Source organism: Elizabethkingia sp. YR214, from assembly GCF_003058195.1.
Lineage (GTDB): Bacteria > Bacteroidota > Bacteroidia > Flavobacteriales > Weeksellaceae > Elizabethkingia.
Genome location: NZ_QBUH01000001.1, coordinates 86,513 through 103,006 on the forward strand (window position 1 = coordinate 86,513; position 16,494 = coordinate 103,006).

General features: G+C 35.9%; 27 protein-coding genes. 4 read left to right on the forward strand and 23 right to left on the reverse strand.

All coding sequences use genetic code 11. The annotated features are described in order from the left end of the window. Positions 1 to 3 precede the first annotated feature (3 nt). The 23 genes from ykgO to rplC all read right to left on the reverse strand — a co-directional run bounded on the left by ykgO (position 4) and on the right by rplC (position 10,934). A complete protein-coding gene (gene ykgO, locus C8J95_RS00365; protein ID WP_004917354.1) occupies positions 4 to 120 on the reverse strand; it encodes a type B 50S ribosomal protein L36 in 117 nt (38 codons plus the stop codon). A gap of 27 nt (positions 121 to 147) precedes the next feature. Continuing rightward, on the reverse strand, positions 148 to 363 hold the full coding sequence (infA, locus tag C8J95_RS00370; RefSeq protein WP_009087306.1) for a translation initiation factor IF-1: 216 nt from the start codon (positions 361 to 363) through the stop codon (positions 148 to 150). A 16-nt stretch (positions 364 to 379) separates the two neighbouring features. After that, positions 380 to 1,759, reverse strand: coding sequence for a preprotein translocase subunit SecY (gene secY / locus C8J95_RS00375; RefSeq protein ID WP_009094461.1), 1,380 nt, complete (start codon positions 1,757 to 1,759; stop codon positions 380 to 382). An 8-nt stretch (positions 1,760 to 1,767) separates the two neighbouring features. Then, on the reverse strand, positions 1,768 to 2,217 hold the full coding sequence (rplO, locus tag C8J95_RS00380) for a 50S ribosomal protein L15 (protein WP_034871580.1): 450 nt from the start codon (positions 2,215 to 2,217) through the stop codon (positions 1,768 to 1,770). A 149-nt stretch (positions 2,218 to 2,366) separates the two neighbouring features. Beyond that, positions 2,367 to 2,546 (reverse strand): 50S ribosomal protein L30, encoded by a 180-nt coding sequence (rpmD, locus tag C8J95_RS00385; protein ID WP_034871581.1) that lies wholly within the window; start codon positions 2,544 to 2,546, stop codon positions 2,367 to 2,369. 11 nt (positions 2,547 to 2,557) lie between these two features. Beyond that, on the reverse strand, positions 2,558 to 3,079 hold the full coding sequence (rpsE, locus tag C8J95_RS00390) for a 30S ribosomal protein S5 (RefSeq protein ID WP_034871582.1): 522 nt from the start codon (positions 3,077 to 3,079) through the stop codon (positions 2,558 to 2,560). 18 nt (positions 3,080 to 3,097) lie between these two features. Beyond that, positions 3,098 to 3,454 carry a 50S ribosomal protein L18 gene (gene rplR / locus C8J95_RS00395; RefSeq protein ID WP_059325847.1) on the reverse strand — a complete coding sequence of 119 codons (357 nt, stop codon included), beginning with the start codon at positions 3,452 to 3,454 and terminating at the stop codon, positions 3,098 to 3,100. Between the two features lie 11 nt (positions 3,455 to 3,465). Continuing rightward, positions 3,466 to 4,011 carry a 50S ribosomal protein L6 gene (rplF, locus tag C8J95_RS00400; RefSeq protein ID WP_059325848.1) on the reverse strand — a complete coding sequence of 182 codons (546 nt, stop codon included), beginning with the start codon at positions 4,009 to 4,011 and terminating at the stop codon, positions 3,466 to 3,468. Between the two features lie 17 nt (positions 4,012 to 4,028). Next, positions 4,029 to 4,427, reverse strand: coding sequence for a 30S ribosomal protein S8 (rpsH, locus tag C8J95_RS00405; protein ID WP_059325849.1), 399 nt, complete (start codon positions 4,425 to 4,427; stop codon positions 4,029 to 4,031). Between the two features lie 157 nt (positions 4,428 to 4,584). Next, complete coding sequence (rpsN, locus tag C8J95_RS00410; protein WP_009087322.1) at positions 4,585 to 4,854, reverse strand: 30S ribosomal protein S14; 270 nt, start codon at positions 4,852 to 4,854, stop codon at positions 4,585 to 4,587. Positions 4,855 to 4,857: 3 nt separating this feature from the next. Further along, a complete protein-coding gene (gene rplE, locus C8J95_RS00415; RefSeq protein ID WP_059325850.1) occupies positions 4,858 to 5,409 on the reverse strand; it encodes a 50S ribosomal protein L5 in 552 nt (183 codons plus the stop codon). Positions 5,410 to 5,423: 14 nt separating this feature from the next. Next, positions 5,424 to 5,744, reverse strand: coding sequence for a 50S ribosomal protein L24 (rplX, locus tag C8J95_RS00420; RefSeq protein ID WP_034871587.1), 321 nt, complete (start codon positions 5,742 to 5,744; stop codon positions 5,424 to 5,426). Between the two features lie 20 nt (positions 5,745 to 5,764). Then, positions 5,765 to 6,133, reverse strand: a complete 369-nt coding sequence (gene rplN, locus C8J95_RS00425; protein ID WP_009087327.1) for a 50S ribosomal protein L14 — start codon at positions 6,131 to 6,133, stop codon at positions 5,765 to 5,767. Beyond that, a complete protein-coding gene (rpsQ, locus tag C8J95_RS00430; RefSeq protein ID WP_009087328.1) occupies positions 6,133 to 6,387 on the reverse strand; it encodes a 30S ribosomal protein S17 in 255 nt (84 codons plus the stop codon). The genes rplN and rpsQ overlap by 1 nt, the downstream gene beginning before the upstream one ends. A gap of 14 nt (positions 6,388 to 6,401) precedes the next feature. Beyond that, positions 6,402 to 6,587 (reverse strand): 50S ribosomal protein L29, encoded by a 186-nt coding sequence (gene rpmC, locus C8J95_RS00435; RefSeq protein WP_009087330.1) that lies wholly within the window; start codon positions 6,585 to 6,587, stop codon positions 6,402 to 6,404. A gap of 15 nt (positions 6,588 to 6,602) precedes the next feature. Continuing rightward, the gene (gene rplP, locus C8J95_RS00440) at positions 6,603 to 7,028 is read right to left on the reverse strand and encodes a 50S ribosomal protein L16 (RefSeq protein ID WP_078779254.1); all 426 of its coding nucleotides are present in this window, start codon (positions 7,026 to 7,028) and stop codon (positions 6,603 to 6,605) included. Positions 7,029 to 7,113: 85 nt separating this feature from the next. Then, entirely contained in the window at positions 7,114 to 7,842 is a 729-nt protein-coding gene (rpsC, locus tag C8J95_RS00445) for a 30S ribosomal protein S3 (protein WP_034871590.1), read from the reverse strand. A gap of 7 nt (positions 7,843 to 7,849) precedes the next feature. Beyond that, positions 7,850 to 8,254 (reverse strand): 50S ribosomal protein L22, encoded by a 405-nt coding sequence (rplV, locus tag C8J95_RS00450; RefSeq protein ID WP_034871591.1) that lies wholly within the window; start codon positions 8,252 to 8,254, stop codon positions 7,850 to 7,852. 11 nt (positions 8,255 to 8,265) lie between these two features. Further along, a complete protein-coding gene (gene rpsS, locus C8J95_RS00455) occupies positions 8,266 to 8,544 on the reverse strand; it encodes a 30S ribosomal protein S19 (protein ID WP_009087336.1) in 279 nt (92 codons plus the stop codon). A 2-nt stretch (positions 8,545 to 8,546) separates the two neighbouring features. Continuing rightward, positions 8,547 to 9,368, reverse strand: a complete 822-nt coding sequence (rplB, locus tag C8J95_RS00460) for a 50S ribosomal protein L2 (protein WP_034871592.1) — start codon at positions 9,366 to 9,368, stop codon at positions 8,547 to 8,549. 19 nt (positions 9,369 to 9,387) lie between these two features. Continuing rightward, the gene (gene rplW / locus C8J95_RS00465) at positions 9,388 to 9,678 is read right to left on the reverse strand and encodes a 50S ribosomal protein L23 (RefSeq protein WP_034871593.1); all 291 of its coding nucleotides are present in this window, start codon (positions 9,676 to 9,678) and stop codon (positions 9,388 to 9,390) included. 9 nt (positions 9,679 to 9,687) lie between these two features. Next, positions 9,688 to 10,317, reverse strand: a complete 630-nt coding sequence (gene rplD, locus C8J95_RS00470; protein WP_034871594.1) for a 50S ribosomal protein L4 — start codon at positions 10,315 to 10,317, stop codon at positions 9,688 to 9,690. Further along, a complete protein-coding gene (gene rplC, locus C8J95_RS00475; RefSeq protein WP_107807160.1) occupies positions 10,308 to 10,934 on the reverse strand; it encodes a 50S ribosomal protein L3 in 627 nt (208 codons plus the stop codon). Before rplC ends, rplD begins: the two co-directional genes overlap by 10 nt. A gap of 282 nt (positions 10,935 to 11,216) precedes the next feature. On the opposite strand from rplC, the gene C8J95_RS00485 reads away from it, so the two are divergent. The 4 genes from C8J95_RS00485 to C8J95_RS00500 all read left to right on the forward strand — a co-directional run bounded on the left by C8J95_RS00485 (position 11,217) and on the right by C8J95_RS00500 (position 16,462). Then, positions 11,217 to 12,503, forward strand: coding sequence for a DUF3472 domain-containing protein (locus C8J95_RS00485; protein WP_107807162.1), 1,287 nt, complete (start codon positions 11,217 to 11,219; stop codon positions 12,501 to 12,503). Between the two features lie 122 nt (positions 12,504 to 12,625). Next, a complete protein-coding gene (locus tag C8J95_RS00490; RefSeq protein ID WP_059325859.1) occupies positions 12,626 to 13,555 on the forward strand; it encodes a DUF3078 domain-containing protein in 930 nt (309 codons plus the stop codon). A 428-nt stretch (positions 13,556 to 13,983) separates the two neighbouring features. Then, on the forward strand, positions 13,984 to 14,670 hold the full coding sequence (locus C8J95_RS00495; protein ID WP_107807163.1) for a hypothetical protein: 687 nt from the start codon (positions 13,984 to 13,986) through the stop codon (positions 14,668 to 14,670). Positions 14,671 to 14,992: 322 nt separating this feature from the next. Beyond that, a complete protein-coding gene (locus C8J95_RS00500) occupies positions 14,993 to 16,462 on the forward strand; it encodes an ankyrin repeat domain-containing protein (RefSeq protein WP_107807164.1) in 1,470 nt (489 codons plus the stop codon). Positions 16,463 to 16,494: the final 32 nt, after the last annotated feature.

Here is a 16,494-nt window from a genome sequence, read left to right on the forward strand (position 1 = left end):
CTATTAACCTTGTCTTTGTTTAAATTTTGGGTTCTTCTTGTTAATGATATAAAGACGTCCTTTACGTCTTACAATCTTACAGTCCGCACTCCTTTTCTTAATTGATGCTCTAACTTTCATATTTATTGCTTTGCGCTATAAGCTTTATTAATACCTGAATGTTATTCTCCCTTTTGATAAATCGTAAGGAGATAACTCTAATCTTACTTTGTCTCCTGGTAAAAGTTTGATATAATGCATTCTCATCTTACCGGAAATATGAGCGATAAGAATATGCCCATTTTCCAACTCCACACGAAACATGGCGTTAGATAGTGCTTCCACTATCACGCCATCCTGTTCTATATGCTTTTGTTTTGCCATAAAAAATTCAATACTTCTATAAGTTGGGGTTTCTTGATAATTTAGACTGCATTAATCCATCATAGTGATGATTCAACAAATATGTATTAATTTGCTGAACAGTATCCAAGACAACACCAACCAAAATCAACAATGATGTACCACCGAAGAATAGAGCAAACCTGTCAGTTTGCACAACAGTTCCATGTACTATTGCTGGAAGGACTGCAAAGATAGACAAAAAAATCGCACCCGGCAAGGTTATTTTGGATAAAATATCATCCAGATAATCTGCCGTCTCTTTTCCAGGTCTTACTTTAGGGATTAACCCCCCATTCCTTTTAAGGTCATCAGCCATCTGATTTACCGGAATGGTAATAGCAGTGTAGAAGAATGAAAAGATTATAATTAGTATCGCAAACAATACATTGTACTGCCAGCTGAAAACATTTTTAAAGCCTGCAAGGAATGTATTGGTCTCATCTACTTTTGTTAGTAATCCCGGTACAAACATTAATGCCTGAGCAAAAATGATGGGCATAACTCCGGCAGCGTTTACTTTTAAAGGTATCCACTGTCTGGCACCTTCCATTAAGTTTCTGGAAACTCCTCCTCTTGCCTGAGCGCGGCTTACATACTGAATTGGGATTTTTCTTACAGCAACTGATAATATAATTGCTAAAAGGATTACCAATAACCAGAACAGAACTTCTACTAAGATAATGATAGTACCTAAACCACCTTTACCAGTCTGAGTCTGAAACTCGTGAATGAAAGCCATAGGAAGGTCTGCAAGGATCCCCACCATAATAAGAATAGAGATACCATTACCGATTCCTTTATCAGTAATCTTCTCTCCAAGCCACATGGCGAAAACAGATCCTGTCACCAAAATAACAATACTTGGTAACCAGAACATAATAGAATTAGGATCTATATAATAAGCAGAACTGAACTGCGTATAAGGCAGGAACAATCCTGTAATAGAACCTAAATATGAAGGTGCTTGAACCAAACATACCGCGATGGTTAACCAACGCGTAATCTGGTTAAGGGTTTTTCTCCCACTTTCACCATCTTTCTGCAATTTCTGAAGATAAGGAATAGCCATCCCCATCAACTGAACGATAATAGATGCCGAAATGTAAGGCATAATCCCTAATGCCATAATAGATGCACGGCTAAATGCACCTCCGGTGAACGAAGAAAGTAAGCCTAAAAGCCCAGAAGCTTGTTTGCTTCCTCCTTGGTTCTGGTATACTTGCAAAAGATTCCCTACCTCTGCCATATTAATGGCCGGTAGGGAAATATAAGATGCGAATCTATACACCAAGATGAGCGTGAACGTAAAAACTAACTTGTTCCTAAGTTCTTCTAAACTCCAAATGTTTTTAAGTGTCTGTATAAATCCTTTCATTGTAATGATTAAAGAGTAATTGCTTTACCTCCTGCTTTGTTGATTGCTTCTTCAGCTGATTTAGTAAACTTGTCAGCAGAGATTGAAATGTTAGATTTCAATTCTCCTCTTCCTAAGATTTTTACTAAGTCGTTTTTAGAAACTAAGTTGTTCTCTACTAAAACATCTTTAGTGATATCACCAGTGATTCCTTTAGTATCGATAAGCAATTGGATAGTATCCAAGTTGATACCTTTGAACTCTTTTCTGTTAACGTTTTTGAAACCGAATTTAGGTAGTCTTCTCTGTAAAGGCATCTGACCCCCTTCAAAACCGATTTTTTGAGAGTAACCAGCTCTAGCCTTTTGACCTTTGTGACCTTTTGTAGCAGTACCTCCTTTACCGCTACCTTGCCCTCTACCAATTCTTTTGGAATTGTGAGTAGAACCTGAAGCCGGTTGTATGTTATTTAAATTCATAATTCTGATAGATTTTAGATTTACTCACGAATCTTTATTTCTAAAGCTGTTCGTGAAAAATACGTTTTTCAGATTTTATATAATCCGGAGAATTTTTGGAAAATTCGGGTGTGAAGATAACAAATATTCTCCGAATATTAAAATTCTTACTATTTTTCCTGAACTTCAACTAAGTGGCTTACGGTTGCTACCATTCCTAAGATAGATGGAGTAGCCTCATGTTCTACAACTTGTTGTAATTTCTTCAAGCCTAATGCTTCTAGTGTTAGCTTTTGGTTTTTTGTTCTACCAATAGCACTTCTTACTTGTTTGATTGCGATTTTTGCCATTGTTTTTAATATTAACCGTTAAACACTTTTGTTAATGAAACACCTCTCATTCTAGCAATTTCCTCAGGTCTTCTGATTTCTAATAAAGCTTTGAAAGTAGCTTTTACCACGTTGTGTGGGTTAGAAGATCCTTTAGATTTTGAAAGTACATCATGCACCCCAGCTGATTCTAATACTGCACGTACCGCACCACCTGCGATAAGTCCTGTACCGTGAGATGCAGGTCTTAAGAAGATGTCTGCTCCACCGTATCTAGCTGTAGTTTGGTGAGGGATTGTATGGTTAACTACCGGTACTTTTACTAAGTTTTTCTTAGCATCCTCAACAGCTTTAGAAATTGCAGAAGCAACTTCTTTAGACTTACCAAGGCCATAACCGATAACGCCGTCTTCATTACCTACCACTACGATAGCTGAAAATCCGAACGCACGTCCACCTTTAGTTACTTTAGTTACTCTGTTAACAGCCACGAGGCGATCTGTCAATTCTAATCCTCCGGGTTTTACTCTTTCGATATTATCTAGTCCTAACATATTGTCCGATTTTTAAAATTAGAATTTAAGTCCACCTTCTCTAGCACCATCAGCAAGAGCTTTTACTCTACCATGATACACGAAACCATTTCTATCAAACACAACTGAACCAATACCTGCAGCGACAGCTTTTTCAGCGATCTTTTTACCAACAAGTGTGGAGATTTCAGTTTTAGTACCTTTTTCGTTAGCAAGATCTTTCTCACGAGAAGAAGCTGATACTAAAGTTTTCCCACTTTTATCATCTACTAATTGAGCGTAGATTTCTTTATTACTTTTGAATACAGATAATCTTGGTAATTCAGCAGATCCGGAGATTTTGCCTCTTACTCTTCTTTTGATTCTGATTCTTTTTTCAACTTTTGTTAATGCCATTTTCTTAAATTTTAAGCAGATTTACCGGCTTTACGTCTAACATTTTCTCCTACGAATCTAACACCTTTACCTTTGTATGGTTCAGGCTTTCTGAATGAACGGATTTTAGCCGCTACCATCCCTAATAATTGCTTATCGTAAGAAGACAAAGTAATAATAGGGTTTTTACCTTTCTCAGTTAGCGTTTCTACTACTACTTCACCTGGAAGATCTAACACGATACCGTGAGAGAAACCTAATGCTAACTCTAATTTCTGACCTTGGTTAGAAGCTCTGTAACCTACCCCTACCAACTCTAGTTTTTTTGTAAAGCCTTCAGATGTACCTATAATCATGTTATTGATTAAAGCTCTGTAAAGACCGTGAAGGGCTTTGTGCTGCTTAGAATCTGATGGACGGTTAACGTTAAGTTTACCTTCATTTTGTTCTAAAGTGATCCCGCTTGTAAGCTCTTGAGTTAACTCGCCTTTAGGCCCTTTTACTGTAACGAAACCGTCTTTTTCAGTAATGGTTACCCCAGCAGGAATTTCTATAATTGCATGACCAATTCTTGACATTTTCCTTTAATTAAAAATTAATAAACATAGCAAATTACTTCCCCTCCTACTTTCTCTTGTCTTGCTTTTTTATCTGTCATTACTCCTTTAGAAGTAGAGATAATAGCAACACCAAGTCCGTTCAATACTCTTGGAAGTTCCTCAGAACCTTTGTATTGTCTTAGACCTGGACGAGAAGCTCTCTGAATAGACTTGATAGCAGGTTTGTTAGTTTGCTTATCGTATTTTAAAGCGATCTTGATGTTCCCTTGAACAGCGTTATCTTCAAACTTGAAGTTTAAAATGTAACCTTGGTCAAAAAGGATTTTAGTGATCTCTTTTTTGATTTTCGATGCAGGAATTTCCACCACTTTGTGGCCTGCGCTTTGTGCGTTCCTTACTCTTGTTAGGAAATCTGAAATTGGATCTGTTACCATTTCTTTGTTTTAAATTATTGGTTAATAACTGCTAGTTTTGACTTTCGACGTCAGATTTCAGATATCAGATTTCAGACAAATGGTATGTCTGCAATCTGACATCGTCCATCTTATATCTTGTAAAGCCAACTTGGCAATCTCGATTAGTTAATAATAATTACCAACTTGCTTTTTTAACTCCAGGGATAAGGCCTTGGTTAGCCATTTCTCTGAAAGTTACTCTGGAGATACCAAAAGTTCTCATGTAACCTCTTGGTCTTCCTGTAAGTTTACATCTGTTGTGTAGTCTTACCGGAGAAGCATTTTTAGGTAATTTTTGTAATGCTTCGTAATCACCAGCTTCTTTTAAAGCTTGTCTTTTAGCAGCATATTTAGCTACTAAAGCTTCTCTTTTGCGCTCACGCGCTTTCATTGATTCTTTAGCCATTTCTTAGTTCTTTTTGAAAGGTAAACCGAAGTGAGTTAAAAGCGCTTTAGCTTCTTTATCTGTACTAGCAGATGTTACGAAAGTGATATCCATACCTTGGATTTTTTTCACTTTGTCAATCACGATCTCTGGGAAGATGATTTGTTCAGTGATACCCAAGTTGTAGTTACCTCTACCATCAAAACCGTCAGCTTTAATTCCGTTGAAATCTCTGATACGTGGTAATGCAGAAGAAGTAAGTCTATCTAAGAATTCATACATCATGTTTGCTCTTAGTGTTACTCTTGCTCCGATTGGCATACCTTTTCTTAATTTGAATGAAGCCTCATCCTTTTTAGAAATGGTTCCAACTGCTTTTTGACCAGTGATTGCGGTTAGCTCTTCTACAGCGTAGTCAACAATTTTCTTGTCAGCTGTTGCTGCTCCTAAACCTTGGCTCACTACAATTTTAAGTAATTTAGGTACCTGCATAACAGATTTGTACCCAAATTCTTCCATCATTGCAGGAACAATTTTCTCTTTATATAATTTTTTAGGTCTTACTATGTATTCCATGTTCTGTCTAAATATTATAAAGTTTCACCGGATTTCTTAGCAATTCTCACCTTCTTGTCACCCTCGATCTTATAACCAACTTTAGTTGCTTTACCAGTTTTAGGGTCAACAATCGCTAGGTTAGAAATGTGGATAGAAGCTTCTCTTTCCACGATTCCTCCCTGAGGATTTTGTGCAGATGGTTTAACGTGTTTTTTAACGATGTTAAGACCTGCTACTACGGCTCTGTTCTTATCTTTGATAATTTCGATAACCTCTCCTACTTTACCTTTAATTTCTTTACGGCCTGTAGTTACGATTACATTATCTCCTCTTTTGATTTTTAACTTTGTCATTTTCTGTAAAATTTTAAAAATTAAAGAACTTCAGGAGCTAATGAAATTACCTTCATATATTCTTTATCTCTCAATTCACGAGCTACTGGCCCGAAAACACGAGTACCTCTCATTTCTCCTGCAGCGTTTAGTAATACACAAGCGTTGTCTTCGAAAGAGATGTAAGATCCATCTTTTCTTCTTACAGCTTTCTTAGTTCTTACTACTACTGCTTTAGATACTTGTCCTTTTTTAGCATTTCCTGATGGTGTAGAATCTTTGATAGTTACTACGATCTTATCACCAACTGAAGCATATCTTCTTCTGGTACCTCCCAGAACTCTGATTACTAGTACTTCTTTAGCACCAGTGTTATCAGCTACTTTTAATCTTGATTCTGTTTGTAACATTACTTAGCTTTTTCAATGATTCTTACTAATCTCCATCTCTTGCTCTTGCTTAAAGGTCTAGTTTCTTGAATTAAAACTGTATCGCCTTCGTTGCATTCGTTATTCTCGTCGTGAGCAGTATATTTTTTCGTTTTCAAAACGAATTTTCCATACATCGGGTGTTTCATTCTCATTGTTTCACTAACAACAATGGTTTTTTCCATTTTATTGCTGGAAACAACTCCGATTCTTTCTTTTCTTAAATTTCTTTCCATTGTAAGATGAAATATTATTGTTTGTTAGTTAATTCAGTTTGAAGTCTTGCGATGTTTCTTCTTAAATCTCTAATCTGAATTGGATTTTCGATAGGGCTAATTTTATGAGCCAATTTCATTTTGGTATAGTTAGCCTGAGCTTCTGCCAATTGGCTTTTTAGCTCCTCTGCGCTTAAATTTTTGATGTCAGCGTTTTTCATAATTCTTTAATTAGATTAAGAAGGTTGAACAAAATCGTTAGCAACTATGAACTTAGTTGTCACAGGTAATTTCTGAGCAGCTAATCTAAGAGCTTCTTTAGCGATATCGTAAGGAACTCCACCGATTTCGAACATGATTTTACCTGGTTTTACTACAGCTACCCAATATTCCACAGCACCTTTACCTTTACCCATCCTTACTTCGGCTGGTTTCTTAGTAATTGGCTTATCTGGGAAGATTTTGATCCATAGTTGACCTTCTCTTTTCATATATCTGGTTGCAGCAATACGCGCAGCTTCGATCTGCCTAGCAGTAATCCAAGCTCCTTCCATTGCTTTTACACCAAAAGTACCGTATGCAAGTTGACTACCTCTGTGAGCGTCACCTTTCATTTTCATCTTATGAACTTTACGGAACTTCGTTCTTCTTGGTTGTAACATAATTTAAATTTTAGATTTTAGATTTTAGATTTTGGATTTTAAAAAAGTAACGGTAATTTAAAATTTAATGGTCTAAAATTTTTAATTATTTTTTATCTCTTGAAGGTCTTCTGTTTTCTCTGTCGCCTCTGTTACCACCACCTGAAGGTCCTTTCTTAGGTTGACCAACTAATGGAGATAATTCTCTCTTACCGTAAACTTCACCTTTCATGATCCAAACTTTAACACCTAATCTACCATAAGTAGTGTGTGCTTCAGCCCAGTGGTAGTCAATATCTGCACGGAATGTAGATAATGGAATTCTACCCTCTTTGAAAGATTCACTTCTTGCCATTTCAGCACCGTTCAATCTACCAGAGATTTGAACTTTGATACCTTCAGCACCCATTCTCATTGTAGAAGAAATAGCCATTTTCACAGCTCTTCTGTAAGAAATACGGTTTTCGATTTGCTTAGAGATGCTTTCTGCTACCAAGATAGCATCTAGCTCAGGTCTCTTAATTTCGAAGATGTTGATTTGAATATCTTTCTTCGTAATTTTCTTAAGCTCTTCTTTTAATTTATCTACTTCCTGACCTCCCTTACCAATGATAAGACCTGGTCTAGCAGTAGTGATAGTTACAGTAACTAATTTAAGAGTTCTCTCGATATAAATTCTAGAGATACCTCCTTTTGCTAATCTTGCCTCAAGGTATCTTCTGATTTTATAATCTTCAGCGATTTTATCACCAAAATCTTTACCTCCAAACCAGTTAGAATCCCATCCTCTGATGATCCCTAATCTGTTACCTATTGGATTTGTCTTTTGTCCCATACCTTGATTATTGATTATCTGTTTTGTTACCTAAAATTAAAGTTACGTGGTTAGATCTCTTACGAATTCTGTAACCTCTTCCTTGCGGAGCTGGACGTAATCTCTTTAATTGTCTTGCGCTATCAACGAAAATCTCTTTTACAAAAAGATTTGCTTCTTCAATATCCTGTCCTTCGTTTTTCACTTGCCAGTTAGCAATTGCAGAAAGAAGTAATTTCTCTAACTTGTTAGAAGCTTCTTTCTTAGAATATTTAAGGATATATAAAGCTTTATCTACTTGCTCACCTCTGATGATGTCAGCAACTAATCTCATTTTTCTAGGAGATGAAGGGCAATCGTTTAATGATGCCTTTACAACGTCCGTATTTGCAGCTTTTCTTGCTAAAGCACTATCTTGTTTTCTTTTTCCCATGATTTCTGCTCTTATCTGCTTCCTTTGTTTTTATTACCACCGTGACCTCTGAATGAACGTGTTGGTGAAAACTCTCCTAATTTGTGTCCTACCATGTTCTCAGTAACATAAACAGGGATAAATTGTTTCCCGTTGTGTACTGCGATAGTTTGACCTACCATGTCTGGAGAAATCATAGATGCTCTAGACCAAGTTTTAATCACAGTCTTTTTATTAGACTCTATATTTGCCTGAACTTTCTTCTCTAATGTATGATGAATGAAAGGCCCTTTCTTAAGTGATCTTGCCATAATTATTTTCTTTTAGATACGATGTAACGGTTAGACACTTTGTTTTTCTTTCTGGTCTTATAACCTTTAGCCGGCATACCGTTTCTAGATCTTGGGTGACCACCTGAAGAACGTCCTTCACCACCACCCATTGGGTGATCTACTGGGTTCATTACTACAGCTCTTGTTCTAGGTCTTCTACCTAACCATCTGCTTCTACCCGCTTTACCAGATACGGTAAGTTGGTGGTCAGAGTTAGATACAGATCCGATCATAGCCATACATTCCACTAAGATCATTCTTGATTCTCCTGAAGGTAATTTAATGATAGCATATTTACCATCTCTGGAAGTCAATTGTGCAGAAGATCCTGCACTTCTTGCTAAGATAGCTCCTTGACCAGGACGCATTTCTACGCAAGAGATAACAGTACCTAAAGGAATGTTTTTCAACTTCATTGCATTTCCAACTTCTGGAGCAACGTTCTCACCAGATACTACTTTCTGATCTACTTTAATACCATTCGGAGCAACGATATATCTCTTTTCTCCGTCTGTGTACTCTAATAGAGCGATAAATGCAGTTCTGTTTGGATCGTACTCTACAGATTTTACCGTAGCTTCAACGTCGAATTTATTTCTCTTGAAGTCGATAACTCTGTACTTTTTCTTGTGTCCACCGCCAGTGTAACGCATGGTCATTTTACCTGTGTTGTTACGTCCACCTGACTTTTTAATACCAACTGTTAGAGATTTCTCTGGTTTGTTGGTAGTAATTTCCTCAAAATTGTTTACAATTCTGAATCTCTGTCCTGGGGTGATAGGTTTTAATTTTCTAACAGACATTACTATTATTTATAATTAATTAATTCGTTGCGAAAATATCGATAGTTTCACCTTCTACTAACTGAACTAAAGCTTTCTTCAGTTTGTTGGTTTTACCTACCTGTAATCCTTTTTTAGTGTATTTAGAAGAAACTTTAGGCGCATAAATCATTGTGCGTACGTCTGCTACTTTTACACCATATGCTTCTTCGATAGCTAGTTTAACTTGGATTTTATTAGCCTTAGTATCTACTAAGAATGTATAAAGCCCACTAAGATCAGCTTGTGAAGTTGCTTTCTCTGATATAATTGGTTTAATAATTACTGACATAGCTCTTGATTATTTCTTTAAGTTTTCCTGAAATTTTTCTACAGCACCTTCTAAGAATACAATCTCACCAGCATTTACTAAGTCGTAAGAACTAATTTCGTTATAGTTCAATACTCTAGTTTTAGGCAAGTTTCTTGAAGATAAATAAACATTCTTGTTAGCTTCAGGAATGATGAATAACGACTTTTTACCGTTTAATTCTAAAGCATTCAACAAGTTGATGAATTCTTTAGTTTTAGGAGCGTCGAAATTCAAATTCTCTAAAACTTTAATGCTGTTATCTCTCATTTTCTGAGAAAGAACAGATTTCTTAGCTAATCTTTTGATAGCTTTATTTAACTTGAAACGGTAGTCTCTTGGTTTTGGACCGAATACTCTACCCCCTCCTTTGAAAGTTGGAGATTTAATATCACCATAACGTGCAGAACCAGATCCTTTTTGCTTCTTAAGCTTTCTTGTAGAAGCAGTAATTTCGCTTCTTTCTTTTGATTTATGAGTACCTTGTCTTTGTGCAGCAAGATATTGCTTAACCTCTAAGTAAACCGCGTGTTGGTTAGGCTCGATTCCGAATACTGTTTCGTCGAACGCTACTGTTCTTCCGGTTTCTTTTCCTGATGTATTTAATACTACTAGTTCCATTTTCTGATAATTACATAAGAATTTTTAGCCCCCGGAATAGCACCTTTTACTACTAAAAGATTTTGCTCTTCATCTACTTTTAACACCTGAAGGTTTTGTACAGTCACCTGCTTACCTCCCATTCTTCCAGCCATACGCATACCCTTGAATACTCTTGAAGGGTCAGATCCAGCACCGATAGAACCCGGAGCTCTTAATCTGTTATGCTGACCGTGTGAAGCCTGCATTACACCACCAAAGTTGTGTCTTTTAACAACACCCTGGAAGCCTTTACCTTTAGACGTACCTGTTACGTCTACAAACTCTCCTTCTGCAAATAAATTTACAGTTACTTCTTCTCCTACTTTTACTTCATCAACGAATTCTCTGTAGAATTCAACCAACTTAGCTTTAGGAGCTGAACCAGCCTTTTTAAAATGACCAGCTAACGCTTTAGAAACGTTCTTCTCACTCTTGTCATCGAAACCTAACTGAACAGATTTGTATCCGTCCTTTTCAATGGTTCTGACCTGTAAAACCGAACATGGACCAGCTTGAATAACTGTACAAGGAATATTTTTTCCTTCTTCGTTAAACAAAGATGTCATTCCGATTTTTTTACCGATAATACCTGACATTATTTAAATTATATATCTATTATTTTGTTTAAAACTCAACATTTTAGAGGGTTTAGTTATGTACTATGTTTGAAATAGGCATACTTCTTCCCTAAAATGAGTGTGCAAATGTAGGAATATTTTTCCAATCTGCAAATAAATTTTAAAAGAAATTGTTTGATTTTTTGCGAGTTATAAATTTTAACACCCAAAAGTTTCAACTCGTTTTTTACACACTCAAAAAAATAATATTGAAAGAAAACTTCAGGAATTATTCTTAACATTGTAAAAACTATAACGATCATGATAACAAAGCTTACCCAATTAATTATTTCGGGCTGTTTGCTTCATGCAGGATTGACTTCTGCACAAACATTAGAAATTCCTCTGGCCGGAAACGCTTTCATCACACAAAAAGCTCCTGATGCTACAACTACAATCTCAAGAGAGGGATTAACTAAATGGAATAGCACAGGAAGTATTGCAAGTACTTATTTAAGAGTAGACCGGCCCGGGCAACTAAAACTAGGTATTAAAGCTAAAACTGGAGCATCCGGCAACAGCAATTTAAAAGTAAGCCTTAATGGTGTTTCAAAAAATGTAACAGTCAACTCTTCTGGCTTCTCAGACTATAGTGTAGGCACATTTAATATTAACAATCCCGGATATATAAAGGTAGACATCCAAGGTATAACGAAGAAGAACAGTAATACATTTGGGGAAATTTCACACATCACTGCTACAGGAGATGCCGTTTCCGGCAAAACTATATTCAGCAACGATCCTGCTTATTACTATTGGTCGCGAAGAGGTCCTTCCTGCCACTTAGGATATACCCTACCCACTACTGAAGACATCAACTATTTTTATAACGAAGTTACTATCCCGAAAGGTGAAGACAAAATTGGTTCTTATTTTATGGCCAATGGTTTTGGCGAAGGTTATTTTGGAATGCAAGTAAACTCTGAAACCGAAAGAAGAATCCTCTTCTCTGTATGGAGTCCTTTTAAAACAGACAATCCAAAAGAAATACCGGACGATCATAAAATAACTTTGAACAAAGTTGGGCAACAAGTAAAGACAGGAGAATTTGGCAACGAAGGTTCCGGTGGACAAAGCTATATGAAGTATAACTGGAATGCAGGCAAGACTTATAAGTTCTTACTCAAGGGTCAACCGGACAGCAAAGGAAATACCGATTATACAGCATGGTTCTTTGCCCCTGAAAGTAAAGAATGGAAACTTGTTGCAAGCTGGAAAAGGCCACAAACCAACACCTACCTGAAAGGCTTCTATAGTTTTGTAGAAAACTTTAATCCCGAAAATGGCTACATGCATCGCAAGGCTGAATTCAAGAATCAATGGGTAAGAACAGCTTCAGGAAAATGGCTGCCTGTATCCTCAGCCAAATTTACAGTAGACGCTACTTATAAGGCACAACAGCGTATAGATGCTATGGGCGGAGCAAATGGAAAATCCTTCTTCCTGGCCAATGGCGGATTCTTCAATACAATTATTACTCCTGGTACGCTGTTCTCTGTACAAACACCTAAACAGGCACCCGCAATCGATTTTGAAAAACTTCCATAGAAATTCAGAAATCAGTTTTCAACATCAATACATAACAATCCAAATATTGTATTTGGTAAACTTCAACAGCCAACAGATTTATTAAAAGATTAATATATTTATCGCTTCAAATCTTAACTATTATGAAAAATAATTTATTGTTGGCTGCAGCTATTTGTTTAGGAGCTACAGCTCTTAGTGCTCAGGAAAAAACCGCTGAAGCACCCAAAAACGATACTGTAAAGGCATGGTCTGTAACCGGACAAAACACTTTATTGCTTAATCAGGCAGCTTTCTCCAACTGGGTTGGTGGTGGTGCCAATAATGTTGGGTGGATTGCCGGAGTAAATTACAACTTTACTTATGAGAAAGGTAAAGACCTTTGGGAAAACAATGTGATCTTAGGGTATGGGCAAAACAATACCAAAGGAACAGGAAACCGAAAAACACAAGACATCCTAAACCTTAATACAAACTACGGTCGCGAATTTGCCAAAAATTGGTATATCTCCGGAGGTATAGGTTTTCAGTCTCAGTTTGCTGCCGGGTATGAAAATGGAAATGATCCAAGTGCTAAAAAGATTTCCAACTTCATGGCACCAGGCTACCTTAATATAGGAGCAGGTGTTACTTACAGACCCAACGACAATTTCACTATGACTCTGCGTCCAGCAAATGGACGTTGGACATTTGTAACAGACAAAGATCTTCAGAAGGCAGGAAATTACGGATTGAAGAACGACGGAGATTCCTCTCTTTTCCAGTTCGGCTTCCTGGGTACTGCAACTTATAAAGTGAAGCTAATGGAAAACATTACCTTAATTAACACTGCTTCTGTATTCTCTAATTACCTTGATCATCCGGACAGACTGGTTTTAGGCTATGGTGGAATTCTGAATTTGAAGGTTAACAAATATATTTCTGCTAATGTTACTCTGGATCTGTTATATGATCACAACCAGATACAGAAAACTCAGCTGAAACAAACTCTTGGTGTTGGTTTAGCCTATAATATAGACAATGGTGTGAAGCGCAGTGAAAACAAACGTAACCAGGAATGGCAGAAAAAATAATCATTTGATTATTTACTTAAAACATAAAAACGAAAGCTCCTACTTTATAAGGAGCTTTTTTTTTATAAACGTTACACCTATATATTTATATTATAAAATCTTCTAAAGTAAAACATGGATTTGTAATTTGTTATAATCATTTAGAGCCTGTTTAAATTTTATTGCTAATACTCTTCAATAATTCGTCAGGCTCATTACAGGCTTAACTCAGAGTGACATTGCATATCCAAAATACTTTCCTTTAGAAGTGTCAGGCTGAGTCTGTCGAAGCTTAATGCTTATTAAACTATAAAACAACATAGATTAAAAACCCCTGCTATCAGGGATATATTTTACTTATAATATTAAATACTTTTGTTTTATTATTTGAACACTAATTATGAAATATCTTATTTCATATTGTTCAGAACAACTTCAATAAAACAATTATGAAAATTAAACTTATCTTAACTCTTATTTGTACTTTAATCATACAATTATTTATTGCACAAACTGAAGTTAAAAAGCCCGAAGAGGCATTTGGATTGTATTTTGGTGCATTTCTAAAAAATGATGAAGGCATTCAAAAAGCATTAAACGATTATATGCGTCCAACCGTCGAAGGACAAGACATGTATAATTTCCATAATGATCTTAAGGACCAAATGAAAGAAAACATAGTTAAGTCATATGTCTCTATGCTTTCCAAGGCTACAGCACAGGCCAACAAGGCAGAAATTGAAGCCTTCTTTGATATGTTGGTAGCGAATTTTAAAAATGCAAAATACAAGATCAAAAGTGTAAATATCGTAGATAACGAATATCAGGAAGGCGAAAAAATAGCCGAATTGGTTTATGATGTTACATTTAAAGTTCCCGAAAAATCCGTACAGGAAGAACTTAAGGATGCTTCATTTATCAATAAACCTTTGAAAGGTTTAAAACCTGAAGAATTAAGAAAAATGTTGACAGTCACGCTTCAAAATCTAAAAAATACTTCAAAAGAAATTACGACAGAACAGACTTTCAGTCTTTACACCTTAAAACAGGATAATAAAGTTTTCTACTACAACGGTAACCCGAGTGAAATTGTGACGAATCTCACAGACTTCTATTTTGATAATGTCAAATTCTAAGCATTAAAATTGCCCCATTGAGGTTCGGGCTATAAAAGATAAAATTGTTATAAAAATCTTTCCTTTAAATGTATCACTTATAATAGCCACGACTTTATCATACAATTAGGGATTAAAAATAACTACCATCCAATATTGTCCTTACTTTCGAAAGTAAGGATTTTTGCTTTAGACAATTTCTATATTATATTATACTATTGAACAAATAAATCCTTGTATCTGGATTTAATATGAAGAAATTCATAGTAAAAAGCTTTCTCCAGTCAAAATGAAGTAGTACTTTTGCGCAATACAATATTTAGAATAAATAAAAATAATAAAAATGAAAAAGATACTTTACTCGTCTTTATTTCTGTTTTCTTTATTTTTCAATGCTCAGCAAAATACTCTACTGAATGCAGACTTCTGGAAATCTAAGCCAGATGTGGAAAAGGTAAAAGCAGAAATTTCTAAAGGAAATAATCCTACAGAATTTAACGGATCAACTTTTGACCCGGTTGCCTTAGCCATCAATAACGGAGCTCCACTAAGTACTATCAAATACCTTACAGAACAGAAAGGTAATTCCATAGATAAATTAACGCATGACGGAAGACTTTATCTTCACTGGGCAGCAATGACCGGAAACAAAGAGGTTATTGAATATTTTATTTCTAAGGGATCTGATGTAAACAAATTAGATACAAAAGGACTTACACCTCTTTCTTTTGCAGCATATTTTGGATTAGACAATCCGGAAATATATGATATGTTCTTCAAGGCTGGTGTTAATCCGAAACATAAATATAAAGATGGTGCAAACATTCTTTTATTGGCAATAGGAAATGATAAGGATGGTTCTTTAGTAAAACTATTTACATCAAAAGGATTGGCATTGACTGATACTGATGATAAAGGTTATACTGCTTTCGATTATGCCACAAGCTTTGGAAATCTAGACCTATTGAAGTCTTTGAAAGCGAAAAACATTAAGGCTAATGATATCGCTTTAATCAATGCTGCTCAAGGAACAAGAAAACAGGTGAATGGTATCGATTTATACAAATATCTTATTGAAGATGTAAAACTAAAACCTACTGCAGTGAGTGCAGATGGTTCTACTGCTTTACAAATTGTTGCAAGAAAACCCAACCAGACCGAAATCATCAATTACCTTATTGGGAAAGGAACAGATGCTAATAAAGCAGACAACGAAGGAAACAATGCATTAATGGCAGCAGCTTCCGGCAAAGATCTTAACAATGTAAAAGCTATTCTTCCAAAGATTAAGAATATTAATGCTGTAAATGCGAATGGTGAATCAGCATTAACTCATGCGGTAAGATATGGCTCCCCTGAGATTGTAGCGTACTTATTGGACAACAAAGCCGATGTAAAAGTTGCAGATATCAAAGGGAATAACCTTGCCTACTATCTGGTACAATCTTACAGGCCTGGTCCAAAAGATGAGTTCACTGAAAAGCTGGGATTACTAAAAGCCAAAGGCTTCGATGTTGCTACTCCACAAAAAGATGGCACTACCCTTCTTCACCTTGCAGTAGCTAAAAGTAATCTGGATCTTCTGAAAAAACTAGCTCCGCTAAATATAGATGTTAATGCAGTAGACAAAGAACAGATGACTGCTTTGCACAAAGCTGCACTTATTGCTAAGGATGATACAATTCTAAAGTATCTTGTATCTTTGGGAGCTAAAAAGGATCTGAAAACTGAGTTTGAAGAAACGGCTTACAATCTGGCTTCTGAAAATGAAACATTGAAAGGTAACAAAGTAGCATTAGACTTTTTAAAATAATCTGTAAAGGTGTAGGCTATTTAAAAACTCAA